Source organism: Hyphomonas sp. NPDC076881, assembly GCF_050269995.1.
In the GTDB taxonomy this organism is placed as follows: Bacteria; Pseudomonadota; Alphaproteobacteria; order Caulobacterales; family Hyphomonadaceae; genus Hyphomonas.
Genome location: NZ_JBNNJJ010000001.1, coordinates 1 through 23,914, shown reverse-complemented (window position 1 = coordinate 23,914; position 23,914 = coordinate 1). Strand labels below are relative to the sequence as shown.

The following is a 23,914-nucleotide window of genomic DNA, read 5'->3' as shown; positions in this document are numbered from 1 at the left end:
GGCGAGTTGGCCGGGGCCGAAAGGCCCCGATTCCGGCCTCAGAGGGGGAGACGCAGCAGATATTCGAGATCTTCGTGCCGGCCGACGGGAAAAATGAAATCTCCCACCTTTTCCCAACCATAGCGGGCGTAGAGACGCTGCGCGCCTTCATTTTCCGAATAGACGCTGAGATAGATTTCCGGCGCGCCCCGGCCGCGAGCCCAGGCGAGGGCTTCATCCACAAATCGTGAGCCGAGCCCGCGCCCCTGCAGCGGCGTATCGACATAGAGGCGTTTGAGTTCCACAGCGCCGGGCTCTGCATTATCCGCAGGCAGGGAGAGCGGGCCGCACAGAAGGTAGGCCGCCAGCGCGCCCGATTCTGTCTCCGCCACGCGGATCAGGTTGCGCGGATCGGCGAGCCAGGCGGCATAGGCGGCCGTTCCGTGGGACTCTTCGAGAAAGCTTGCGAGGTCTTCAGGGTGGTAGAGGTGCCCGAATTTGTCCGTGAAGGTCTTCTGCGACAGGGCAACCAGCGCCGGAAGATCGCCGGGAACTGCGGTGCGAACCGTCAGTTGCGAAGAGGCATGGTCAGTCTGCATCGCTCTGGCCGTAGATGGCGGTGCCGGAACCGGTGGCATCGATCCAGCCGCGATACATGCCGGCGGAGTTGAAAACGAAGCCATAGTCGCCATTGCCGCCAATCACGATGACGCCGCCATCGCCGCCGAGCGCGGCGACTTCATCCAGCGCCACGCCAGCTGCCGTTTTCACGTCTTCGCCTGCCAGCTTCACCCGGTCACAGATCGTCTTGGCGACCGCCACACGGATGAAATATTCGCCATGACCGGTGGCCGAGACGGCGCAGACGCCATTTTCGGCATAGGTGGCCGCGCCGATCAGCGGTGTATCGCCGACGCGGCCTGCGGCCTTTGCGGTCATCCCGCCGGTGGTGGTGGCAGCGGCGAGGTTTCCGTTGGCGTCGATGGCGACCGCGCCGACGGTACCGTGACGGTCGGCGGCGGTGCGGGCGCGTTCCTGCAGGACACGCTCCAGCGCCTCGCGGCGCCGGTCTGTGTCGAAATAGCCGTTCTCGACCATTTCGAGGCCCTGCGCCTGCGCAAATTCATCGGCGCCCGTGGCCGCGAACATGACGTGCTCGGATTTTTCCATGACGGCCCGGGCGGCTTTGATCGGATTTTTCACGCGCATCACGCCCGCAACGGCGCCGGCATTCCGGTCGCGGCCGTCCATGATCGCTGCGTCGAGTTCATGGGTGCCTGCGGCGGTGAACACTGCGCCATGGCCAGCATTGAACAGCGCGTCATCTTCCATCGTCAGCACGGCAGCCTCCACCGCGTCGAGCGCGCTGCCGCCTTCGCGGAGGACGGCCGCGCCCGCTTCCAGCGAGACGTTCAGCGCGGCGATATAAGCGGCTTCCAGTTCCGGCGTCATGCTGCCCGGAAGGATCACGCCTGCGCCGCCATGGATGACGAGGCGCCACTCAGGCGCCTTTGTTTCTGGGGTGGGAGCGGGCTCGGCGGAGACACTGGCGCAGGCGGTCATGATCAATCCTCCAAAGGCGAGGGCAAGCTGCGTCAGTGTCTTCATTTTCAGATCCCTTCAAGGCTCTTGCGGGCCGCTCTCAGTTTCTCCCGCCGCGCGGTCCAATCACGGATACGCTCCCGGTTTTCCTCGACGATTTCTTCAGGCGCCTTGGCGACGAAGTCTGCATTGCCGAGTTTCTTTTCGGTGCTGGTGATGTCCTTGTCCAGCGTGGCGATTTCCTTGTCGAGGCGTTTACACGCTTCGGCCACGTCAATCAGGTCCGCGATGACAAGGGCCGCCACGGTTGATCCGACTACGGCGGAAACGGCGCCTGCCGGCATTTCATTCGGCAGTGTCACATCTTCCACACGCGCCATGCGGCGAAGGATTTCTCCGTGCGCCTCGGCGCGCATGATATCGCCATTGCTGGCATTGACGAAGGCGAGCGGAACCTTGGCGCCGGCGGGCACGCCGAGATCGTTCCGCAGGGAGCGGATTTCGGTGATCAGGTCGATCAGCCATTCGATCTCTTCTGTGGCTGCTGCGTCGCGCCAGCCGGTGGCTTTCGGCCAGGTCTGAAGCATCAGGAAGCCCTGATCGTTGGCGCGGCCAGGCGCGCGGCGCTCCCACAGCTCCTCGGTCACGAAGGGCATGAAAGGATGAAGCAGCTTCAGCGCTTCATCGATCACATAACCGCAGACCATGCGCGTTTCGCTCTTGGCGCCGTCATCCATACCTGCGAGCAGGGGTTTGATCAGCTCCAGATACGAGTCGCACAGCGTGTTCCAGATGAAGCGGTAAAGCGCGCCAGCCGCTTCGTTGAAGCGGTATTCCTCAAGGCCGCGCGTCACGTCTTCGACACAGGCCGCCAACTCGCTGAGTATCCAGCGGTTGACGGGACGTTCGATTGTGGACGGATCAATCTGGCCCGGCGCGCCGCACTCGTTCATCTCGGCAAAGCGCACGGCGTTCCAGAGCTTTGTGGAGAAGTTCCGGTTGGTTTCAACCACCTGTTTCGACAGGCGAATGTTGCGGCCCTGGCCAGCCAGGCGGCTCATCGCAAAGCGCAGCGCGTCGGCGCCATACTCGTTGATGAGGTCCAGCGGGTCCATCACGTTCCCTTTGGACTTCGACATCTTCTGGCCTTTCTCGTCGAGGACGAGGGCGTGGATGTAAACGTCCTTGAACGGAACCTGGCCGGTAAACTCGATGCCCATCATCATCATCCGGGCAACCCAGAAGAAGATGATGTCGAAGGCCGTCACCAGTGTGGCCGTGGGATAGTAGGTTTTCAGCGCCTCGGTTTCATCCGGCCAGCCTTGTGTGGAGAAGGGCCAGAGCGCAGAGGAGAACCAGGTGTCGAGGACGTCTTCGTCCTGATAGATGCGGATCGGCTCGGCATCTCCCTGGATGAGGGAGCTTTCCTCCAGATCGCGGATCGCGGCGTCCTGGTCGGAGAAAGCCTTGATGGGCCGCCCCTTATAAAAGGCTTCGGCCAGCTTTATCGCTTCTGCCTCAGTGGGTGCCACGAAGCATTCCGGCGGCTCGGCGCCCGAAAAATCATAGCTTTCACCGCCTTCGAGCAGCTTGCGCGGGCCATACCATGCCGGAATCCGGTGGCCCCACCAGAGCTGGCGCGAAACGCACCAGGGTTGGATGTTGTCCATCCAGTTGTAATAGGTCTTCGTCCAGTTCTCGGGCACGAAGCGGGTAAGCCCGTCTTCAACCGCCTTGCGCGCAGGCTTGGCCAGCGTACCGGCATCGACATACCACTGGTCCGTCAGCCACGGCTCGATGACCACGCCAGAGCGATCCCCGAAAGGCTGCTCGATCTTCAGCTTTTCGATCCGTTCAAGGAGTTCCAGCGCTTCAAAGGTCTCAACCACCTTGTCGCGCGCCTTGAACCGGTCGAGGCCCTGGAAGTCTTCCGGGATGCCGGCTGCATCAGCTTCCACGCCGCTGACAATCGCAGCGACAGCATTGAGAATGTTCAGCGGCGTGTGGCCCGCGCGCTTGCCGACTTCAAAGTCGTTGAAGTCGTGCGCCGGGGTGATCTTCACCGCGCCGGAGCCCTTTTCCGGATTGGCATATTCATCCGCAACAATCGGCACACGGCGGCCAACGATGGGCAATTCCACGAACTTACCGACAAGGCCCTTATAGCGCTCGTCTTCGGGGTGAACGGCCACGCCGGTATCGCCCAGCATGGTTTCGGGACGCGAGGTGGCGACCACGATATAGTTGCGCGTTTCGGTGCCGGCCGGATTGCCGTCTTCATCCTTGAGCGGATGTTCGTAGGTGACGCCATCAGCGAGGGGATAGCGCAGGTGCCAGTAATGGCCATCGACTTCCTTCTGCTCCACTTCGAGGTCGGAAATCGCGGTCTGGAAATGCGGGTCCCAGTTCACAAGGCGCTTGTCGCGGTAGAGCAGGCCCTTGCGATAAAGCTCCACGAACACCTTGGTGACGGCTTTCGAGAGGCCCTCATCCATGGTGAAGCGCTCGCGGCTCCAGTCGCAGGAGGCGCCGAGGCGTTTGAGCTGGCCCACGATGGCGCCGCCCGATTGTTCTTTCCAGCTCCAGACGCGCTCAAGGAAGGCTTCGCGGCCCATCGTGCGGCGGTCCTGATTGCCTTCCTGGGCCAGCTGGCGCTCAACCACCATCTGGGTGGCGATGCCGGCATGATCCGTGCCCGGCTGCCAGAGGACATTCTTGCCGCGCATCCGCTCAAACCGGATCAGCACATCCTGAAGTGTGTTGTTGAGCGCATGGCCCATATGCAGCACGCCGGTAACGTTCGGCGGCGGAATGACGATGGAATAGGCCTGGGCGCTGGTATCGCCCGATGGATGGAAGCAACCCGCTTCCTCCCAGGCTTTATAGAGCCTCGGTTCGGCTTCGGCGGGGTCAAATCTCTGATCAAGCATCGTTTTCGTGTGGGCTTTGCGGGCAGGGCATAAAAGAAAAGCGCGCCGGTTAAGGCGCGCCGTTCCCTATAGCAAGTTTGAGGGATGAGGCTAGCGCGCCATGCGGGCAATCCGCTGGACTTCGGCTTCTACCTTCTCTTCGACGATCCGGGCGAGGTTGGCATCGAGCCATTCCTTGACCATCGGCTTGAGAAGTTCGCGCACCAGGCCTTCCAGCGTGTTGTCGCTGCCAAGGTCCATCTTGGAGATCAGCTTGCCGAGAGCGCCGGCAGCTGATTCGGCTGTTTGGGCGTCCGTCAGAGGCTCATTTGCATAGCGCGGTGCGGCAGGCATTTTCGGCTCCGATTGAGGGGCGGGTTGAGCGGCGCGGGGGGCAGGTCTCGGGGCTGGGCGGAATGGCTCCTCGATTTCAGGCTCCGGCTCCGGCTGGGAGGCAGGGGCTGGCGCGGCGGCTTCCCGTGCGCTCGATGCGCCGAGAATCGCCTCGAAGGAGAATTCCGGGCCCTTGATCTCGGTGGTGAACTCTTCGGCCATTTCCCCGGCAATTTCGTCTGCCAGGTCCGACTCGTCGCCCTCGAACATGCCCAGATCGTCAGCATCATTGTCGTAAGAGAAGTTGGGGCGGCTGCTGGCCGGCTCGGGCCTCACTTCGCGCATCACGGGCCGCCCGGCGGTGGGCGCAGGACCGTCATCGGCGATGATCTTCCGGATCGATGCGAGGATTTCCTCCATCGTGGGTTCTTTATGTGCTTCGTTGGCCATCTCAGCCCCTCGCTGGCGGAATCACAATGTCTGAATACCACCGTTAGGCCGCCGGGGTTAACAAGCGTTTGACATTGTTAACGCCTGAGAGGCGAGTGGATCAGCCAATAGTGCCCAGTGCGCCGGTTGCGCGCAGCAGGTTGTGGGCAGCAACATAGGCGTCTCTTTCCGCCGCGACCAGTGCCAAGCGTGCTTCGAACAGCTGTTGCTCCTGATCCAGGGCGTCGAGCGTCGAGCGCACGCCAACGGCGAGTTCTTCCTGGGCGCCTTCATAGGCGATTTCCGCCGCTTCGACCTGGCGGCGCGAGGCTTCGATTGAACGCAAGGCGGCCTCATAGCTGAACCAGGCCTGAGTAATCTGGGCGCGCACCTGGGTTTCCAGATTATCGACAAACCGGCGCGCCTGTTCGCGGCGCAGCTTGGCGCCTTCGGTCTGTGCTTTCACGACGCCGCCGGTGAGCAGGGGAATGCGCGCCTGTGCGAGCGCCGAAACACTGGTGTCGCGCTGATCACTGCTGCCGAATGTTTCCTGAAGGGAGGCCGTGCCCACGAGGTTTACCTGCGGGCGGCCATCGGCTCTTGCGGAATCTACGGCGGCGCCTGCTGCGCGGAGATCTTCGCGCGCAGCAGCGATGCTGGGATTGTCCTTGATCGCTGTCTCCAGCGCCGTCTCGAGGCTCGCCGGCAGCGGTGGCACGGGTGGGGGCGGGGCCAGATCGCCGGGGCGCAGCCCGGTCAGATACTGATAATTGGCCTCGCTGGCCTGGAGCGTGGCTTCAGCGCCGGCGAGCGCTGCGCGGGCGCCTTCCAGCCGGGCCTGGGCCTGCGCCACATCTGTGCGGGTGACGACGCCGACATCAAACCGGTCCTGCGCCGCGCGCACCTGTTCGCTGGTGACCTCCACATTGTTCTTGCGGATGGCCACGGCCTCGCGATCGCGCACGACATCCATATATGCCGTGACCACTTGGAGAATCAGATCCTGGCGGGCGGCGGCAAAGCCGAAGTCAGCAGAGCTTATGCCTGCTTCAGCCTGCCGGATGCCGGCGGAAATCTTACCGCCCGTGTAGAGGGGCTGGATGGCTTGCAGCTGGGCGGAAGCGACCGGGCGGTCTCCCACGCCGAAGGCGAAAGGACTGGTCGTGTCGATATATTCATAGCCGCCGCCGGCGGTCAGGTTGACGGTGGGCCGTCCGGCACCGCGCGCGGCCTCAAGGTTCTGCCGGGCGATATCCGTGCGGTAGCGCTCGATTTCGAGCTGGGGATTGGTTGCAAACGCCGAGGCAACCGCTTCCGGCAAGGTCTCGGCGAGCGCCGGCGCTGCCATGAAGAAGGAAAGAAGGCTGGTGCCAATCAGCAGCCGGGGCGTGAGCTTACGCATGATGGAATACCCTGTTGGTCCTGTCAGCAGGGTATATAAGCTTTTCTTTTAATAAGGTGAACGCTGTTCACCAAAACATATGGACGCAGGGCCCTTTAGAAGGTGAAGGCCGGTTTGCGGTCAAATTCCACAAGGCGCGGCGGGCAGGCATCGAAGCCGTCGCGCGAGGAGAGCGTGTCGCCGGCCTTGGTGAAGACCTTGCCGCGGCCCAGGCGCCCATCATCGCCGACCACCGCCACGAGGCGTCCCCCTTCGGAAAGCTGCGCGCCCCATGCTTCCGGCAGGGTTTCAACCATGCCGCATACATAGATGACGTCAAACGGCGCCTGTTCGGCAAGGCCGCTGGCCAGTTGCCCCTCTACCGGCGCAATGCGATCAAGGCCGAGTTCGGCAAAGCGGGTGCCCATCGCGTCTACGAGGCCGGCCTTGTCTTCCAGCGCGATCACCGTGTCCGCCAGATGGCTGATGAGGGCGGCTTCGTAGCCTGAGCCTGCGGCAATCACCAGCACCACATCTGTTGGCTTGATCTGGGCGAGCTTGATCAGCTTGGCCGTATCGCGCGGCGTCCACAGGGACCGGCCGGGCGCTGTTTCGATTTCCATCTCTGAATAGGCAACCGAGCGGCGCGAGCTGGGCACAAATTCCTCGCGGGGGGTGCGCAGGAAGGCGGCCACAATCGCCGGATCGGTCACATCATTCGGGCGGATCTGGCTGTCCACCATGATTTCGCGCGCAAGGTCGAAGTCCATCTCAAAACGCCGTTTCTGAATCGCTGGATAGGTATGCTCCCTGTATCACGGCGGCCGCGCCGCGCAATGCGCAGGATCGCCGCGACATGCTTCTTCTGTGAAAGGTGATGAAAGGCCGATTGTCTCCGCGCCCAAGCGCTGCTAGAGGGCCTTTCTCCTGAGGCCCTATGGCGGAGTGGTGACGCAGCGGATTGCAAATCCGTGCACCCCGGTTCGATTCCGGGTGGGGCCTCCACAGACTTTTCCCCGATATCACAGACCCAGAGCGTGCAGCCGGTTATGCTGAACGCGCCTATTCGCATTTATTGCAAACTGTTTACCTGGCATTAACCATTTCGGGCGAATTTGGGCATGTCTTCTCTTGGAGACACCCACCATCACCCAACGCCTTCGGCGGGAGCTTGTCTCCCGCCTCTTTTCTTTCCGGGGTGAGGTTTGCCGGCGCGGTGGCGCTATCCACAATTCTGCAGCCTGCCGCAGCGGATTTTCTGCAGAAGGCGCTATTTGCCTCTTGAACCGGAAAGCCGGTCTGGCTATTCCCCCGTCTCCAGCTGTTCCGCGATAGCTCAGTTGGTAGAGCAGGCGACTGTTAATCGCCCGGTCGCAGGTTCGAGTCCTGCTCGCGGAGCCACTCTTTCCCGGACAATCAAGACGAAGAATGCTTTCGGGCATGTTTTGGTAATTGCGGCGAGCAGCAGGTGATGAGCGCGGCATGACTCCGCTGGCTCCCTCGTCACAACACGCTGGTGGCGCTCCGGATAGGAGCGGCGCGCCGCCTGTTTTACCCTAGCGCCCAATCAACAGAAGCTCGCCGCCGGACACCGGCGGGTGAGTGGTGATGCCCATCTGCGGGGCCGCGAGGCAAATCAGACGATAAAGGATGTCTTTGCAGGAGCGCCTAGCGTTTCCAGTTCCAAGTGAGGCGCGTCAATCCCTCGGTAGGGACCATTCGCCTTCGCCCAGATGGCGTTGCATCATGACCGTGTCTTCCCATTGGCCGAATTTCAGGCCGACAGCCTTCAGCGTGCCGACATTGCTGAAACCGAGGCTCCGGTGAAGCGCCATGCAGGCCTCGTTGCGGCTGGTGCCCATCACCGCCAGCATCTGCCGCCATGGCCCAACTTCACACCGCGCGATCAGTTGGGACAGCAGCGCGCTGCCCGCGCCGCGCCCGCCGAAGAGATCGCTTACATAGATGGAATCCTCGATCGTATATTTGTAGGCAGACCGGCCGCGATAGGGCGAGGCATATGAAAAGCCGATCACCTGACCGTCAGCTTCCGCCACGAGGAAGGGCAGGCCCGCGGCGAGTACATTCGCGCGGCGCAGTTTCATCTCGGGCACCGAAGGGGGTATTTCCTCAAAAGTGGCCGAACTCGTCAGGACGTAATGGGCGTAGATGGCCTGGATGGCCTCCATGTCGGCATCATCCGCATCGCGGATATGGAGGGCGGCATCTGGCCAGCCTGTGGATGTTTCGGATTTCAGCGCGTATCCCATGGGCACTCCAGCTGCGGTGTTCAGTTTCCCCGAGGAGACACTGGAGTGTGGCGCGAAAACAACACTCGAATGCGCCGGGAGGGAGAAGACTGCGCGCTATCCTGCTTTTTGAGCAGAGATTTGCGCAGGAATGCGAATTCCGGGCACGGATGCGGAAATCCAAAAAATTTCATGTGTAAGTAATTTAAACAAAGGATCGGCAGCGGGCGCGCCCGCTGTCCGAAAGTTCAGACCGTGGGGAGCGTGCCACCATCAATCACATACTCCGCGCCGTGGATGGCGGAGGCCCGATCCGAAGCCAGGAAAACCATCAGGTCCGCCACTTCTTCGGGAAGGGCGGGCCGGCCGATCGGAATCCCGCCCAGCGCCTCGAGAATGGACTGCCGCGCGGCTTCTTCACTGCTGCCACTGCTCTGCGCAATGCGCTTCACCATCGCTTCGGCAGCGCTGGTATAGATCCAGCCGGGCGAGACCACGTTTACCCTTACGCCTTTGGGCCCCACCTCTTTCGACAGCGCCTTGCTGTAGGCTACCAGCGCCGCCTTGGCTGCTGCATATGCGGTCGTGGAATCATATAGCGGCAGGCGCGACTGGATCGAGGCAGTATGAATGATCGCGCCTTTGCCGCGCGCGATCATCTGCGGCACCAATAGCCGGTCGAGGCGCACTGCCGACATCAGGTTGAGATCAAGCTCTGCCTGCCAGACTTCGTCTCCGCTCGCTGCGAAACCGCCGCCGGGCGCGCTGGATCCGCCCAGCACATGAACCAGAATATCAACTCCGTCCATGCGTTCCTGCGCAGCATGGGCGAGCGCTTCGGCGCCCGCCGCCGTGCTGAGATCGGCGCGCACGAATGCCGCTTCCGGCATTGTTTCGGGGCGTGCAGAGCGGGCTGCGGTTACAAGTTGGGCGCCCTCTGCCGCCAGCTTCTGGAAGACGGCATGGCCTGCGCCCTGGGTGCCGCCGGTTACGACCACACGCTTGCCGGAAAACTCGGATTTGAAGACCGGCTGCACTACACGATCTCCAAATGCGAGATTTCTTTTCCGGCAAGCTGGAAGCGAAAGGTGAGCGGTACCGGACTGCCGGGAAAGTCGCCGGCAACATTGGCCACCACGATATGGAGATCATCTTCCTGAGTGGCAGAAACAGGCGTCGCGACGGCTTTGACGCCGACCGTTGCTTCCTTGATCCAGGCGCGCAACTCGTCCGTTCCCTTACGAGTCTGGCGTTCGTCCACCACAATGGCATCGGCCGCAAACGGCGCCAGCATCCCTTCGACATCGAAACTCGGGTTGGCCGCAAAATAGCGTGAAATGGGGGCGGGAAGGGGCGGGGTGGACGACATGGGGTCTTATCCTCTTGGCTCGCGGCATCATTGCCTTTCGGTTTCAGATGCGTCTATGCTGCCAGAATGGCAAGAACCGACAAAAAAGTAAGGTACTAACCTATGGGTAAGAGACCCGAATATACAGCCCCTTTGGCAGCCGAAGGCGTGCAGAATGCGCTGCGCATCCTTGAAGGACGGTGGAAACTCGTCATCCTGTTCCAGCTGTTTGGCGGCAAGGTCATGCGGTTTTCGGAGCTTGAGCGCGCGATTCCCGGCATCTCTCAAAAAATGCTGATCCAGCAGCTGCGCCAGATGGAGAAAGACGGCGTGGTGACCCGCATCGTGCATCACGAAGTTCCCCCGCGCGTTGAATATCACCTGACAGAGTGGGGGCAGTCGCTTTGTCCGGCTCTGGACGCGCTCCTTCTCTGGGCAGAGAGCGCGCCGGCTGAAATCCGGGAAGGGCTGCTCGGCGAAACCGCCCAGCCCGTCCCGGCGGCGTTCATTGACATGCCCGAGGGCTGAACCCCACTTTTGCAGCGGGCAACGCAGGTTTCGGGGCGGCCATGGCAGACAGGATCAACCCTCACTGGGTACTCGCGCGCACGCCGCCGGAAGGCTGGCCGGTGGATGCCGATTTTGCCTGGAGAGAAGCGCCGGCGCCCTCACCGGGGCCGGGCCAGATGCTCACGCGCACGATTTATCTCTCGCTGGATCCCTACCAGTGGGGCCGCCGGCGTAGGGGCGTCGAGGCGGTTGGGGAGGTCTGCCACGGGCGGACAGTGTCCCAGGTCGTGGAAAGCCGCCTTGAGGGTTACGCGCCCGGCGACTTCATCTTCAACACCAATGGCTGGCAGACTTACGGATTGACCGGTGAGGGCATCTCCACCTTCGGCTACATGTTTCCGCGCAAGCTTGATCCTTCTTTGGCGCCAATTTCATCCGCTGTCGGAGTCATGGGGATGCTCGGCCTCACCGCCTATGCGGGGCTCTATGTGCAATGCGCGCCGCGGCCGGGCGAAACCGTGGTTATCTCTGCCGCGTCCGGCGGAGTGGGGCAAGTTGCCGGGCAGCTCGCAAAACTGCGCGGCTGCAGGGTGGTGGGCATCGCGGGCCGCGCGGAAAAGTGCGCCTATGTGAAAGGCGAACTTGGCTTCGATGAGTGTATCTCGCATCTTTATCCGGATTTTGCCGAGCGCCTGCGGGCAGCCTGCCCGGATGGGGTGGACGTTTATTTCGAAAATGTCGGCGGGCGGGTGTTCGAAGCGGTGCTTGGGCTCTTCAACAATGGGGCGCGCATCACGCTGTGCGGCCTTGCCTCACAATATGGCGCCATGGGGGAAGACATCATCCAGACATGGAAGGCGGCTGGTGAGGAAACGTTCAGTGAACAGAATATGAGTGTGCACCCTCTGTTTGTGGGGGACTATGTTGCCAGTCATCAGGACCGGTTTCTGGCGGAAATGGGTGATTGGTTGCGGAACGGTCGCATTCGTTACCGGGAAGATATCCATGAGGGGCTCGAAACTGCCCCGCGTGCTTTCCAGGCTATGCTGGCAGGCGGCACGTTTGGCAAAACCCTGGTGCGGGTATCACCGGACCCGGCGGGGCAGGCTTGACCTGATTGGCAGAAAAGAAAAGGGGACCATGCCGTGCACAGTCCCCGAAAGTATAAGTGCCGGGAGGCTTAGAACCGCAGGCCAGCTTCCAGGGCGATGGTCCGCGGTGGTTCGACATAGAAGATCGCACGGGGCACGCTGGTGATCGGTGAGGGCAGGTTAAAGGCGCTGCCGGTGGTGATCTCGTCTGTCAGGTTTTTGCCGACAAGCGCCACGTGCCAACGCTCGTTCTGCGGGGCGACCTGAAGGCGGAGGTCCACTTTCGCGAAGCCTTTCTGGAGGCCGTAGGCCGGGCTCTGGTTATCGGAGTCGAAATATTCGGAACGGCCCGTGACCGCCAGAATGCCGTCAAATACCAGATCGTTCCAGAGGTCCTGAGTGTAGTTCAGTTGTACGTTTCCGCTAAAATCGGAAATGTAGGGCAGGGGCCTGCCTGCGATATTGTTCTGCGCAACACTTGTGGGATCGGCGGAATTGCATTCCGTCAGCGGCTGGCTGGCAAGGCAGGCTGCGCCGGGATAGTCTTCATACTTCGCGTCCTGATATGCCGCTGAGGCGTTGACGCTGAACTGGTCAGAAATGATCCAGGCGAGCGATGCCTCGACACCGGTGGATTTGGCGCTGGCGGCATTGCCTGTGATGTAGGTTGACAGGTTAGGATCGTATACGGAGGTTTGAAGATCCTTGAAGCTTGTCTCATAGACTGCGCCGTTCAGCACAAGCGCGCCATTCAGCAGGGTGGATTTGACGCCGGCCTCGAAGCTCTCGGACTTTTCCGGATCATAGGTGAATGTGGAATCGACTGTCCCATAGGTGTTACCCACGAAACCGCCCGATTTTGAGCCGCGGCCATAGGTGACGTACACGATCGCGCTGGGGTGAGCGTCCCATTGCAGGGTGATCGAGGGGTCCACGCCATCTTCGCTGATGCTGCCGTCGGCCTTGGTCAGTGGGCGCAGCGGATAGGGGCCGTAGATCAGTTCGCCGTCAAAGCCCGCGCGCTTTTCCGTGTTGGTGTAGCGCAGGCTGCCAATCGCCCGAAGGGTGTCCGAGAAGTGGTAGGTGCCCTGACCAAACAGAGAGTAGGACTTGCTGAACTGCGAAAAATCCGACCGTCCAAGGCCTTCATAATTGAATGCCGCGATGTTGAAGCCACCGAACTGGGACAGCAGATAGCGGGACGAGTCGTAATATCCGCCAATGATGTATTCGAACTTGCGCCCTGTGGGCGACAACAGACGCAGTTCCTGTGACACCTGACGGAAGTGTTCCGGATAGCTGTTGTAGACGCTGTTTGGAACGATGGTTCCGTCCGGTGACTGCTGATCGAAATAGTTGTTGATGTCAGCGCGGAACCAGGAATAGCCCGTCACGGAGGTGAGGGTGTATTCGCCAATATCCCAGTTGCCGGTGCCCGACACGAGCCAGGAAGTTGCCTCAGTGCCCTCTTCGCCGACAACACTGTCGACGCTGTAGCGGGTGAGGTCAGGATTCTGGGGAATGTCCAGGCGGCCGGAAACGTTCATGCCGCCGATCCGGCGGTTGTCCCCGAACTCGGCCTTGACGGTGTAGTCAAAGTCGCCCTCGCCTTCATAGCGCAGCGTGGCGCGCGCCAGAAACTGTTCTACCTGTGGCTCTTTCTGGCCGCCTTTGCCGAGGTTGCTGATCCAGCCATCCTGGTCGAGTTGCTTGACGGCGAGCCGACCGGAAATACGATCCGTAATCGGACCAGAGACGTGGCCGGACAGCTCATATCCTTCAAGGTCGAAATTGTAGACCCCCTTCACGGCGCCTTCAAACGTGTCGGTGGGGCCAGCAGAAACGATGCTGACGGCGCCTGCAGCCGTGTTCTTGCCGAACAGCGCGCCTTGTGGGCCGCGAAGCACCTCGACGCGCTCCAGATCGAAGAACGGGCCCTGGGTCTGCCGCGATTTGCCGGCATAGACCCCGTCAATGTAGAGGCTGACGGCCTGATCAAACGAGAAGTTCGCGGCCGGAGAGCCGAAGCCGCGAATATATACCACATTGTTGCCGGCCGTTAGCTGAACGGCAACGTTCGGCACGTATCTGGTCATGTCCTGAAAGTCGTTGACCTGCAGGTCTGCAAGCGCTTCCCCCGACATGACCTCCATCGAGATTGGAACATCCTGCAGGCTTTCTTCGCGCTTCTGCGCCGTTACAGTGACAGTGGCGAGCTTGCGTGTTTCCTCGCCAGTGTCAGCCGCCTCCTGCGCGTTTGAGGTGCCTGACAACGCCGACAAGGCCACGACCATGGCGAGTGTGGATATACCCGATTTCATTTGTTCCTCCCTGTGAGCCGGTATCGTCCTGTCCGGCCTTATTTGGTTAGTTAGCTAATTGATATTTGTGCACTCGGCAAGGACAGACTTGTGTGACGTATCCGGATGAAGTGCATTTCAGGCTGGTACTGAGGTAAGGTGTCCGAGTTGACTGGGATTGTTGGTTCGTAATCTAACTGTTTTCCCCGTGTGCCGGCGTCTTTACAAACATCACGCCGCCGAACTGGTCTCTCAGCTTCTTCTTGTCGATCTTTCCGGTAGGGCCTGTGGGCATCTCTTCGATGAACTCCACCCGGTCCGGCATCCACCAGGTGGCGATCTTGCCCTCAAGGAATGCGAGCATCTCCGCAGCGGTTGCGGTGGCGTCCTTCCGGAGTTTCACGAGCAACAAAGGGCGCTCGTCCCATTTGGGGTGGGGGATGCCGATGACGGCGCAGAGATCTGCAGCCGGGTGGCCCATTGCGATGTTCTCGACATCAACCGAACTGATCCATTCCCCCCCGGACTTTATGACGTCCTTGGCGCGATCAGTGATCTGCATATAGCCATCGCCGTCCAGGGTGGCGATGTCGCCGGTGTCAAAAAAGCCTTCGGAATCCAGAGCGTTATGTCGCTCTCCATAGTATTGCGAGGCAATTGTTGGGCCGCGGATCAGCAAGCGGCCGGGAGTGCGTCCGTCATGTGCGAGAGGCGCGCCAGCATCGTCTACAAGTTTCAGGTCGATGCCCGCCAGGGGACGGCCCTGTTTCAGTTTCCAGCCAATCTTCTCTTCGTCCGTGAGCGTATTGATGCGCCGGTTCGGAAGGGACACGGTTGCCAGCGGAGAGGTTTCGGTCATGCCCCAGCCCTGGATCACGTCAACGCCGTGCCGGTCGCGGAATTCGCGAATGATCGACTCGGGGCAGGCCGAGCCGCCGACGGTGACCCGCTGAAGGGTGGAGAAGGAAGCGCCGGTTTCGCGCAGGTGTGTCAGAAGCATCTGCCAGATGGTGGGCACTCCGGCCGAATAGGTCACGCCTTCGGATTCCATAAGTTCATAGAGGGAGGCGCCATCGAGCCGTTGCCCTGGCAGGACAAGGCTCGCGCCAATCATCGGGGCTGCATAAACCACGCCCCAGGCATTGGCATGATACATCGGCACGGCGAGAAGCACCGTGTCTCGTGCGGACAGGTTCAGAGCGTCGGGCCCGAGGACCATCAGGGCGTGAAGATAGTTGGAGCGGTGCGAGTAAAGAACGCCCTTGGGGTTTCCCGTCGTGCCGGATGTATAGCAGAGACCCGCAGCCTGGCGCTCTTCAAATTTCCCCCATTCTGCCGAATCCGGGTACGGATCAATCCACGCTTCATACCCCGTCACTGGAACAGGGCAGCTTGAGAGGGGCGCGGGCGCCTCCTCGTCCAGAAGGATGACCGCTTCGACGCAGGGGCAGGAGGGGAGAATGTCCTCCAGAATGCTGCGGCAGGCACTATCAGCCAGAATGATCCGGTCCTGCGCATGATTTACGAGATAGGCAATCTGTTCGTTGAGAAGGCGCGGGTTCAGCGTATGGCATATGGCGCCGATGCCAATGATGCCATACCAGGCCTCGAAATGCTGATGACCGTTCCAGCCCAGCGTGCCGACCCGGTCGTCCTTGGCGATGCCCGCTGCGCGCAGAGCGTTGGAGACGCGCTGGGCCCGCCGCGCAAGCGTGGCGTAATCTGTGCGGCTGATCTGGCCTTGCGCCGAACGGGATGTAACCGGCGTTTGACCGTGCCAACGGGCGGCGTGGGTGAGCAGCCGGTCCAGTGTAAGTTCTGCTTCCTGCATCAGGCCGTGCATGAAATTTCCCTCCTCCGCTGCCCGGCTCAGATGACGCCGCGTTGTTGCAGGGATGCCAGTTCGCTCTCACTCAGTCCGAGATCTGCTCCGTAAACGGCCAGATTGTCCTGGCCCGGAAGTGCCGGCGCGGGACGGCGTACCCCGCCGGGAGTTTCGGACAGCTTGGGGAAGGCGTTCTGCATCGGCAGTTTCCCCCATTTGGGATGGTCAATCTCGATCAGGGATTGGCGCGCCTTGAACTGCGGGTCTGCGAGCATATCGGCGGGGGTATACATCCTCCCCGCAGGAACGCCCGCTTCCGCCATCATGTGTTCCAGAGTGTCGGTCGTCTGTGTGCGGGTCCAGGCTGCGATAATCTCGTCGAGTTCCTTCTGGTGGTTGCCGCGGGCGATGTGGGTTGCGTAGCGCGGGTTCTCTGCCAGGTCGGGTTGCCCCATCGTGCCGCAAAGGCGTCTGAAAACGGAATCCTGATTGGCGGCGATGAGGTAATATCCGTCAGCCGTGGGGTATACATTTGAGGGCGCGACGCCGGGCAGGATGGAGCCCGAGCGTTCCCGCGTGAAGTTGCCGATGGCGTAGTCGGGCACCAGGCTTTCCATGACATGCAGAACGGCTTCATAGAGAGAGGAGTCCACGATTTGTCCCTTGCCGGTGCGATGGCGCGCTTCCAGCGCAGCGAGCGCGCCGAGACAGGCAAAGGTTGCGGCCAGGCTGTCGCCGATGGAGACCCCCATTCGTGCGGGCGGTCGATCAGGATCACCCACGACGCGCCGCCAGCCACCCATCGCCTCTCCGATACCGCCGAAGCCAGCTCTGCCGGCGTAAGGACCGGTTTGTCCGTAGCCGGATACACGTACGATGATGAGGCGAGGGTTCTCCGCCATCAGATCTGCTGGGGAAAGCCCCCATTGCTCCAGCGTGCCCGGCCGGAAGTTCTCAATCAGGATGTCAGCGCCTGCAATGAGCTGGCGAGCGAGCGCCTGGCCTTCTTCTGTGCGCAGATTGGCAGTGACAGAGCGTTTGTTGCGGCCAAGGACTTCCCAGAACAGGGGATAGCCGGGCTGCCCCCACTGGCGGAGCGCATCACCGGTCCCTGGCGGTTCGATTTTAATGACGTCGGCGCCGAAATCGCCCAACAGCTGCCCGCAGAACGGGCCTGCAATCAGCTGGCCCATTTCAACAACGCGGATACCGTGCAGGGAGCCGGCCGGCGGGGATCCGCTGGTGGCGCTCATTTATCCCTCCCTTGGGCATTTTGTATTCAATTAAACCCATAATGACAAATAAATTGACGTTTTCAAGTCATAAACGAATATATTGTATACAAAGTGAGGCTGCGGCCCGATCAATGCCTAGCCATGGGGAGAAATCCCCGGCAGGGTGACGGCAGGACCAGCAAGGGTAGTGTCGAGGATCAGGTGATGGCGAGTGCCAGTGTTCAGGCGTATGAGATCATCCGGGAAGAGATCATCTCCGGCCGTTTTCCGCCGGGGCACCGGCTGATCGAATCTGACCTGACCGCACTCTGCAACGTATCGCGTACGCCGGTACGCGAGGCATTGCGCCGCCTCGTAAATGAGGGCCTGGCCGAGTTCAGCCCCAACTATGGCGCGCAGGTTGCCGATCCGGGAGATGAGGATCTTGAGGCACTGTATGAACTGCGAACCCTGATCGAAGGGTATGGCGCGGCCCGCGCCGCTACCAGGATTTCGGAGGCCGAGATTGCAGAACTGGAGGCGCTGGCCGGCCAGATGGAGGCGCTCGTCAGGAAAGGCGCAGACCATACCCCGGAGGCCGCTGGCGCCAACAGCCGGTTTCACCGGATCATCCTGGAAGCCGCCCGCAGCGCCCGGCTATTGAGTGTGGCTGGGCTGGTTGTGGAAACGCCCTTGGTTTTGCGCACGCTGGCCCGCTATTCTGCCGATGAGCGCGAACGCTCCATGCGGCATCACCGCGAACTCATCGCGGCATTCCGCGCTCGGGACGGCCGCTGGGCGGAGGCGGTAATGACGGGGCACATCAAGGCGGCATTTGCAGCCATCCGCCGGGACCTCGCTCAGCGCAGCCCCGGCGACAGGGCCGGTCAGCGCTGATCGGAGGGGCGTGAGGAGAGGAAGTCTGCCGTGCTGAAGCCTTCGGGGGCATCGACCTCCACAATCGCTTCAGGCCGGTCATCGAATTCGGTCTTCAGCGCGCGGGACATGATGGCGTGCATCACATACATGGATACGATGTAGGTGAACTCTAGGATTTCCTCATCGCTGAGGAAGGTCTTGAGCCTGGCCATCACTTCGGGCGGCGTCCGGCCACGGCCGGTAGATAGACAGTCCGCATACGCCAGTACAGCGCGTTCCTGATCGCTGAAGAGATCAGATACCTGCCAGGCCGGGACAGCCTTGATCTTATCATCCGAAATGCCAAGGGCGCGAAGAAGCTTGCAGTGCTGGGAGAAGACAAACTGGCTGCCAATGGTCCAGCCAACCCGTGTCTGCCCAAGTTCGCGCAATACCGGATCAAGATGGATGTTCGGGCTGCGATAAAGCTTGAAGCCATTCACGGCGTGTTCGAACACCTCTTCGGAGTTGGCAAAAACGCTCCACCAGTCACCCGGCGATCCTGTCGCTGTACCCGGATCGGTGATCGGATCCCGGTCCGGTCCGAACAGGCGTTCGAAATAGGCCAGCATCGTGGCGTTAGTGAGTTCGGCGCGGGGAACTTGTCTGATAGCGGGCATGAGGTGTTCCTTGTCAGGCGTTTGCAAATTTCCGGAATTCGGCAACATGGGCAGAATCGAAATACTCATCCAACCGGATAATCCGGCCATCTTTCACCTGGCAGACAATGCAGGCCGGAAGCTGGAGCCGGGCGCCGTCATGGATGCGGGTTCCCCGCAGAATATGCTGCTGAACAAAGCCGCCTGCGAACACGTCAACCCGGCGATTGTCATATAGGCGGTCGCTGATGCGGGTAACCATTCCGGCAAGGGTCTTCCGGTTGTCTTCAGGGGTCTGCTCGGCCTGGTCTGTATTGTGCCAGATCTTCGCGTCTGGCGCATAACAGGCCACCAGCGTGTCAATGTCGCCTGCCTCTACAGCGTCAAAGAAGCGCTTCGCCAGCGCACGGATGTCTGTCTCGGACATGGAGCCTCCCATTTGCGTCTGCTTATCCTTTGAAGTCAGATGCCGGTTTGTATACGGCGTGTTTCGTGATCAGAGGTGATGGTGCGCGCCATCATGATGTAGAGCCCCATCGCGATCAGGGAAACGGGGATCGTGGAGGCAAGTGCCCAGCGCAGGCTGTTCTGTGATCCCAACGATGTGAAGAGATCCGACAGGATACCGATCATCAGGGGGCCGCCGCCGATGCCAACCAGATTGAATGACAGAAGGAGCAGAGCCGTCGCCGTGGCGCGGGCGCGCAGAGGCGCAAGATTCTGCGTCAGGGCGAGGGCAGGGGCCACATACATCACCACACTGACCATGGGGATAAGCATCAGGATAAGCGTCAGTTCCCAGCCCGGCATGAACAGCGCCAGGAGCAGGAACGGGCACCCGATCATCACCGAGAGTGCTGGGGCCCAAGCGTACGCTGTCAGGCTTTTCTTCACCCCGATATTCACGATTGCGCCGCCACCCCAGATCCCGAGACCCATGCAGATCCCCGCCGCCGGGCCAAACCACAGCGCCAGTTGTTCGAGGGCCATGCCATTCTCCCGCATGAGAAAAGCCGGGATCCAGTTCAGCAGACCATAGCTGACAAAGGCGAGCAGGCCACTGGCGGGGAGGAGAAGCCGCAAGGTGGGCAACATCAGGAAGATGCGGATTGTGGAAAGCAGGGAGGGTGCTTTTTCATGCGCGCCGGAGGACGCCGCTGCTTCGGTTGCGCCCCGCAAAGGTTCGCGCACCAGCAGCCAGAGGAGGGGTGCCAGCGCAATGCCGAGGATGGCCACAGTGAAAAATGCCATCCGCCAGCCATACTGCGCTGCGATGAAGCCACCCAGCGAGATGCCTATGAAAACGCCGATTGGTCCGTTTACGGTATACAGTCCTATGATTGCCGGGCGTTGTTCCGGCTTGAAGTAATCCGCCAGGATGGAGAGGGAGGGCGCCGTGCCGCCGGCCTCGCCAACCCCAACGCCGAACCGGGCAAGGGCAAGCTGCCAGAAATTCTGCGCGAACCCGCAAAGGCCGGTGCAGACGCTCCACATTGTGCAGGCAACAGCAACCAGCTTCACGCGATTGATCCGGTCCGCCAGCATCGCAACGGGAACCCCCATTGAGGCATAAAACAGCGCGAAGAACAGGCCGGTCAGAAGACCAAAGGCAGTATCACTGAGCGGAATGTCCTGCCGGACAGGCTCGATCAGCAGGGAGAGGAGCTGGCGGTCCACATAATTGATGGAACCGATGGCCATCAGGATAACCAGGGCGAGGGTCTTCTGCAGCGGTGTAGCCGGGGTCACCGGTCCTGCCGAAACGGCAGTCGCCTGAGCGGTTTCAAGCATGTTTCTCCCCTTTGAAGCGTCTGCGCGCTTTGGCCGGAAGCGTATCGCGTCTGGCACTTCTGTCAACTTAGTTTACGGTCAGTGGTCGGATTATGATGGGCGAGATCTATTGGCCGCTCTTCAGCATGTTCTCACCGAAGAGGTTCGACCATGCTTCCTCGGTGAGGTGAGGGCGCAGGCTGGAAAGGTTGCGCTCATTGCTGACCTCGGTTCCCCGCTGCACACTTGGCCGCTCCCCAATCTCTGCAAACCAGCGCTGGATGGCCGGATAAGGCTCCAGCGGCAGCTGGATTGCCCGGACCGCGCGCACCCATGGCCATGTCGCGATATCCGCGACTGAATAAGTCTCGCCAGCCATGTAGGGTGTTTCCTGCAATCTGCGTTCGAGAACGTTCAGCAGGCGGATTGCCTCATTGCGGTATCGCGTAACTGGATACTCCTGGCCTTCGGGCGCATAGCGGATGAAGTGGTGCGCCTGGCCGTGCATCGGGCCGAAGCCGGCCATCTGCCATATCAGCCATTGTTGCGCGAGCGAGCGGCCGCGCGTGTCCTCCGGCATCAGGGCGCCTCCATGCTTCTCCGAAAGGTAAAGCAGGATGGCTCCGGATTCGAACACCGGAAAAGGCGCCCCGCCGTCTGCAGGCGTATGATCGACGATGGCAGGCAGGCGCCCGTTCGGGTTGATCTGCCGGAAAGCCTTCGTCAGATGATCACCGGCCAGCATATCGTAAGGAATAAGCCGGTGGGGTACATCAAGCTCAGCCAGCATGATCGACACCTTGTGGCCATTAGGTGTCGGCACGAAATGTACGTCTATCACGTCAGCGGCCCTTACGAGGGCTGAAGAACGCTGAGGTCTGGCGTACCATCGGCGCGGACAGGCGCGTGCCGCACATCGCTGTCGTCAAACTCGCGCGTCCAAGCGGCCAGCTCAAGGCAGATGCCGTCGGGATCGAAGAAGTAGACAGACCGGACGAACACGTCCTTCGTCAATTCCTTCGACATCTGGGTCGGGGAATTGTCGTGATTGAATATCTCGGTCACATCGACGCCCTTGGCTTTCAGCTTGGCGTAGTATTCGTCAAACCGCTCGGCGGGCACGTTGATGGCGATATGGTTCATAGAGCCGTGTGCGGAACGGATGTTGCCGCGGGTGGGCAGGTTTTCCGGCGCGGCAATTCCCGGCGCAGCCTGGGGGGCATCCGGGAACCAGAAGAAGGCGATCGCATCGCCATTTCCAACATCAAAGAAAAAATGCTGACCTTTGCCGGCGGGCAGATCGATCGTCTTGATGAGCGGCATGCCAAGCACATCACGGTAGAAGGTAACGGTCTTGGCCATATCCTTACACACCAGCGCGAGGTGGTTCACACCCAGAAATTCGAACTCCTGATTGCGGGGTTTGCTCATCGGCTATTCCTCCTTTGTGGCGGGTTTTCCCAGCGCATCTTGTAGAAATCAGGCTACCTCATCCTAACAATATGTCAATTAAATTGACGATAAATTTTGCACCCAGATATATATTCGGCGCTATGAAAGGTGGCTGGTGTTTGCATCAGCGCGCAGGCGGGGTAAGGCGCAAGGATGCCAAAGACTGAAGATGAGATGATGCAGGCCAATCAGATTCTCCTGAATCTGCTTTCTGGTTTTTACTGGTTTGACGAGGGGCTCCAGAGCTATATCCGCGCCTGCGGGTGGCCGGAGGTAACCCGCCCTCAATCCATGGTGATGGCCAATGTGGTGATGGGGGTTCGCCGCCCCTCCGATATCGCGCGCCGTCTCGGCATCAGCCGGCAGGCGATCCATTCGACGCTCAAATCCATGATCGATATGGGCATGGTTGAGCTGGCCGATGATCCTGGCAATCTGCGTGTGAAGGTCGTGGTTCTCACGCCCACCGGGGAGGCAATGCGCAGGGATGCCCAGCGCGCAATGCAGCTGATGATCGAGGCGCTGGTGGGGCGGATCGGCGAGGATGCCTTCCGGGCAACTGCAGACACCCTCGCCAGGGACTGGGGCGCTCCGATGTCCTTCCGCGCGGAGGATATTGTCGAGGATGCGGGCCGGAAGCCCGGCTAGCCCCCGATTCAAGTGGCCTCCGTTGAGGCGGAGGCTTTCTCCAGGCTGCGCCGGAAGGGGGCAAGGCCCAGCGTGAGAATGATCGCCGCCACCGGCAGCGCGACTGCCGACACGATAAAAATCGAATACCTCAAGGCATTGTCATCGCGAAAAATGGTGTCTGTCACGAGCGCAATCGCTGTCGGTCCAAAGCCGAGGCCGATAAGGTTCACTACGAAGAAGTAGAGGGCGGTAATCCGTGCCCTGTATTCATTCGGTGTGATCAATTGAAGGGCGACGCTGCCGACGCCATGCATGGTGATCAGCAGGAAGCCCGGCGCAAGCAGGGCGAGCGCCAGGGCCGAAGACGGCATCAGCGGCGCCAGTATCAGAAACGGGCCGCCAAGCAGGAGCGACAGCCGCATTGTGCGGATGTGCGCATCGTTGCGGCCTTTTGAGAACATTCCGTCGGCGATGAAGCCACCGAGAAGGAGCCCGCCCGCGCCGCAAACCGCCATGATGGCGCCAAACCATAGCCCCGCATCGGTGATGCTGATGGGATAGGTGCGCGCAAGAAAGGCGGGTATCCACGCAATGGAGCCATACATCACCATGCCGATCAGTGACATGCCGGCAAAGAGGCAGCCCAGAGCCGCCTTGTTACGCATGACATGTGCGATGAAGTTTTGCGCGGTCGCGGGATCGGCTGTTTCTGCGGCCCGTCCACGCCGGAAGGGTTCGCGCACGGTGAACATGAGCAGCGCCAAGAGCAATCCGGGAAGCGCCACGATGGCAAAAGTCAGCCGCCAGGCCTCCACTTCTCCCAGCAGGGGCAGGTGGATCGCGGGCGCTGCAAGGATCGCTTTGATCACCAGCGCGCCCAGCATCAGCGCGATGCCTGATCCTAAGGGAACGCCTATGGAATAGACTGCGATGGCCCGCGCCAGTTTCTCGCGCGGAAAGTAGTCGCTGAGCATCGAGTATGCGGCCGGCGACAGCGTGGCCTCTCCAACCCCGACCCCGACGCGCGCAAGAAACAGGCCTGCATAGTTTGTGGCGGTGCCGCATAACAGGGTCATGAAGCTCCACACCGTCACGCCGCCGACGATCAGGTTGCGGCGGCTGTGCCGGTCGGCGATCCAGGCAAGCGGCAGGCCGGCGAGCGTATAAAACAGGGCAAATGCCAATCCGATCAGTAGGCTGAACTGCGTATCGCTGATGTCCAGAGCCGCCCGCACAGGCGTGACGAGAAGGCTCAATATCATCCGGTCGATGAAAGAAAGGGTATAGGCTGACCCAGCCCCCTGATCCGGGCCGTTTAATTGGAGACTCTGTTCGCCTTTTGAACTTGACCCCATTCCTGGACCATCTGACCGGAGAAAATCCCGGCTGATTTGCTCAGGGTGGACTGCCTGATCCTGAGCTCATCATCAATGTT

22 protein-coding genes and 2 tRNA genes are annotated in these 23,914 nt (G+C 61.0%); 6 read left to right on the top strand and 18 right to left on the bottom strand.

Features of this window, described 5'->3' with window-relative positions:
• Window positions 1–38: 38 nt before the first annotated feature.
• The 6 genes from ACQKI2_RS00120 to ACQKI2_RS00095 form a co-directional block, all read right to left on the bottom strand.
• The gene (locus tag ACQKI2_RS00120) at window positions 39–578 is read right to left on the bottom strand and encodes an N-acetyltransferase family protein (RefSeq protein ID WP_427377716.1); all 540 of its coding nucleotides are present in this window, start codon (window positions 576–578) and stop codon (window positions 39–41) included.
• A complete protein-coding gene (locus tag ACQKI2_RS00115; RefSeq protein ID WP_427377715.1) occupies window positions 568–1,587 on the bottom strand; it encodes an isoaspartyl peptidase/L-asparaginase family protein in 1,020 nt (339 codons plus the stop codon). The genes ACQKI2_RS00120 and ACQKI2_RS00115 overlap by 11 nt, the downstream gene beginning before the upstream one ends.
• Before the next feature lie 2 nt (window positions 1,588–1,589).
• Window positions 1,590–4,451: a valine--tRNA ligase gene (locus ACQKI2_RS00110; protein WP_427377714.1), complete on the bottom strand. Its 2,862-nt coding sequence runs from the start codon at window positions 4,449–4,451 to the stop codon at window positions 1,590–1,592.
• 90 nt (window positions 4,452–4,541) lie between these two features.
• A complete protein-coding gene (locus tag ACQKI2_RS00105; protein ID WP_427377713.1) occupies window positions 4,542–5,213 on the bottom strand; it encodes a PopZ family protein in 672 nt (223 codons plus the stop codon).
• Between the two features lie 100 nt (window positions 5,214–5,313).
• Window positions 5,314–6,594: a TolC family outer membrane protein gene (locus ACQKI2_RS00100; RefSeq protein WP_427377712.1), complete on the bottom strand. Its 1,281-nt coding sequence runs from the start codon at window positions 6,592–6,594 to the stop codon at window positions 5,314–5,316.
• A 95-nt stretch (window positions 6,595–6,689) separates the two neighbouring features.
• On the bottom strand, window positions 6,690–7,343 hold the full coding sequence (locus tag ACQKI2_RS00095; protein ID WP_427377711.1) for a protein-L-isoaspartate O-methyltransferase family protein: 654 nt from the start codon (window positions 7,341–7,343) through the stop codon (window positions 6,690–6,692).
• 161 nt (window positions 7,344–7,504) lie between these two features.
• Between ACQKI2_RS00095 and ACQKI2_RS00090 the strand changes: the two genes are divergently transcribed.
• Window positions 7,505–7,578: transfer RNA gene (locus ACQKI2_RS00090), tRNA-Cys, on the top strand.
• 320 nt (window positions 7,579–7,898) lie between these two features.
• Window positions 7,899–7,974 (top strand) — tRNA-Asn (locus ACQKI2_RS00085).
• A 296-nt stretch (window positions 7,975–8,270) separates the two neighbouring features.
• Here the strand turns inward: ACQKI2_RS00085 and ACQKI2_RS00080 are convergent.
• From ACQKI2_RS00080 to ACQKI2_RS00070, 3 genes are all read right to left on the bottom strand, one after another.
• On the bottom strand, window positions 8,271–8,843 hold the full coding sequence (locus tag ACQKI2_RS00080) for an N-acetyltransferase family protein (RefSeq protein WP_427377710.1): 573 nt from the start codon (window positions 8,841–8,843) through the stop codon (window positions 8,271–8,273).
• A 227-nt stretch (window positions 8,844–9,070) separates the two neighbouring features.
• Window positions 9,071–9,859 carry an SDR family oxidoreductase gene (locus tag ACQKI2_RS00075; protein WP_427377709.1) on the bottom strand — a complete coding sequence of 263 codons (789 nt, stop codon included), beginning with the start codon at window positions 9,857–9,859 and terminating at the stop codon, window positions 9,071–9,073.
• Entirely contained in the window at window positions 9,859–10,191 is a 333-nt protein-coding gene (locus ACQKI2_RS00070) for a nuclear transport factor 2 family protein (protein ID WP_427377708.1), read from the bottom strand. The genes ACQKI2_RS00075 and ACQKI2_RS00070 overlap by 1 nt, the downstream gene beginning before the upstream one ends.
• A gap of 102 nt (window positions 10,192–10,293) precedes the next feature.
• On the opposite strand from ACQKI2_RS00070, the gene ACQKI2_RS00065 reads away from it, so the two are divergent.
• Window positions 10,294–10,698, top strand: a complete 405-nt coding sequence (locus ACQKI2_RS00065; RefSeq protein ID WP_427377707.1) for a winged helix-turn-helix transcriptional regulator — start codon at window positions 10,294–10,296, stop codon at window positions 10,696–10,698.
• Window positions 10,699–10,739: 41 nt separating this feature from the next.
• Window positions 10,740–11,792, top strand: coding sequence for an NADP-dependent oxidoreductase (locus tag ACQKI2_RS00060; RefSeq protein ID WP_427377706.1), 1,053 nt, complete (start codon window positions 10,740–10,742; stop codon window positions 11,790–11,792).
• A 68-nt stretch (window positions 11,793–11,860) separates the two neighbouring features.
• Here ACQKI2_RS00060 and ACQKI2_RS00055 read toward each other — a convergent pair whose 3' ends face one another.
• From ACQKI2_RS00055 to ACQKI2_RS00045, 3 genes are all read right to left on the bottom strand, one after another.
• Complete coding sequence (locus ACQKI2_RS00055; RefSeq protein WP_427377705.1) at window positions 11,861–14,092, bottom strand: TonB-dependent receptor; 2,232 nt, start codon at window positions 14,090–14,092, stop codon at window positions 11,861–11,863.
• 172 nt (window positions 14,093–14,264) lie between these two features.
• On the bottom strand, window positions 14,265–15,914 hold the full coding sequence (locus tag ACQKI2_RS00050; protein WP_427377704.1) for a long-chain fatty acid--CoA ligase: 1,650 nt from the start codon (window positions 15,912–15,914) through the stop codon (window positions 14,265–14,267).
• Between the two features lie 26 nt (window positions 15,915–15,940).
• Window positions 15,941–17,149 (bottom strand): CaiB/BaiF CoA transferase family protein, encoded by a 1,209-nt coding sequence (locus ACQKI2_RS00045; protein WP_427377703.1) that lies wholly within the window; start codon window positions 17,147–17,149, stop codon window positions 15,941–15,943.
• Window positions 17,150–17,335: 186 nt separating this feature from the next.
• On the opposite strand from ACQKI2_RS00045, the gene ACQKI2_RS00040 reads away from it, so the two are divergent.
• The gene (locus ACQKI2_RS00040) at window positions 17,336–18,007 is read left to right on the top strand and encodes a GntR family transcriptional regulator (protein WP_427377702.1); all 672 of its coding nucleotides are present in this window, start codon (window positions 17,336–17,338) and stop codon (window positions 18,005–18,007) included.
• Here the strand turns inward: ACQKI2_RS00040 and ACQKI2_RS00035 are convergent.
• The 5 genes from ACQKI2_RS00035 to ACQKI2_RS00015 form a co-directional block, all read right to left on the bottom strand.
• Window positions 17,998–18,648, bottom strand: coding sequence for a carboxymuconolactone decarboxylase family protein (locus ACQKI2_RS00035; RefSeq protein ID WP_427377701.1), 651 nt, complete (start codon window positions 18,646–18,648; stop codon window positions 17,998–18,000). The two genes, ACQKI2_RS00040 and ACQKI2_RS00035, sit on opposite strands and share 10 nt — an antisense overlap.
• Window positions 18,649–18,661: 13 nt before the next feature.
• Window positions 18,662–19,054 (bottom strand): nuclear transport factor 2 family protein, encoded by a 393-nt coding sequence (locus ACQKI2_RS00030; protein WP_427377700.1) that lies wholly within the window; start codon window positions 19,052–19,054, stop codon window positions 18,662–18,664.
• A 35-nt stretch (window positions 19,055–19,089) separates the two neighbouring features.
• Window positions 19,090–20,418, bottom strand: coding sequence for a spinster family MFS transporter (locus ACQKI2_RS00025; protein ID WP_427377699.1), 1,329 nt, complete (start codon window positions 20,416–20,418; stop codon window positions 19,090–19,092).
• A gap of 106 nt (window positions 20,419–20,524) precedes the next feature.
• Window positions 20,525–21,238, bottom strand: coding sequence for a glutathione S-transferase family protein (locus ACQKI2_RS00020; protein WP_427377698.1), 714 nt, complete (start codon window positions 21,236–21,238; stop codon window positions 20,525–20,527).
• An 11-nt stretch (window positions 21,239–21,249) separates the two neighbouring features.
• Window positions 21,250–21,828: a VOC family protein gene (locus ACQKI2_RS00015; protein WP_427377697.1), complete on the bottom strand. Its 579-nt coding sequence runs from the start codon at window positions 21,826–21,828 to the stop codon at window positions 21,250–21,252.
• 174 nt (window positions 21,829–22,002) lie between these two features.
• Here ACQKI2_RS00015 and ACQKI2_RS00010 point away from each other — a divergent pair, with 174 nt between their 5' ends.
• The gene (locus tag ACQKI2_RS00010) at window positions 22,003–22,497 is read left to right on the top strand and encodes a MarR family winged helix-turn-helix transcriptional regulator (protein WP_427377696.1); all 495 of its coding nucleotides are present in this window, start codon (window positions 22,003–22,005) and stop codon (window positions 22,495–22,497) included.
• An 8-nt stretch (window positions 22,498–22,505) separates the two neighbouring features.
• Here ACQKI2_RS00010 and ACQKI2_RS00005 read toward each other — a convergent pair whose 3' ends face one another.
• Window positions 22,506–23,834, bottom strand: coding sequence for a spinster family MFS transporter (locus ACQKI2_RS00005; RefSeq protein ID WP_427377695.1), 1,329 nt, complete (start codon window positions 23,832–23,834; stop codon window positions 22,506–22,508).
• Window positions 23,835–23,914 lie beyond the last annotated feature (80 nt).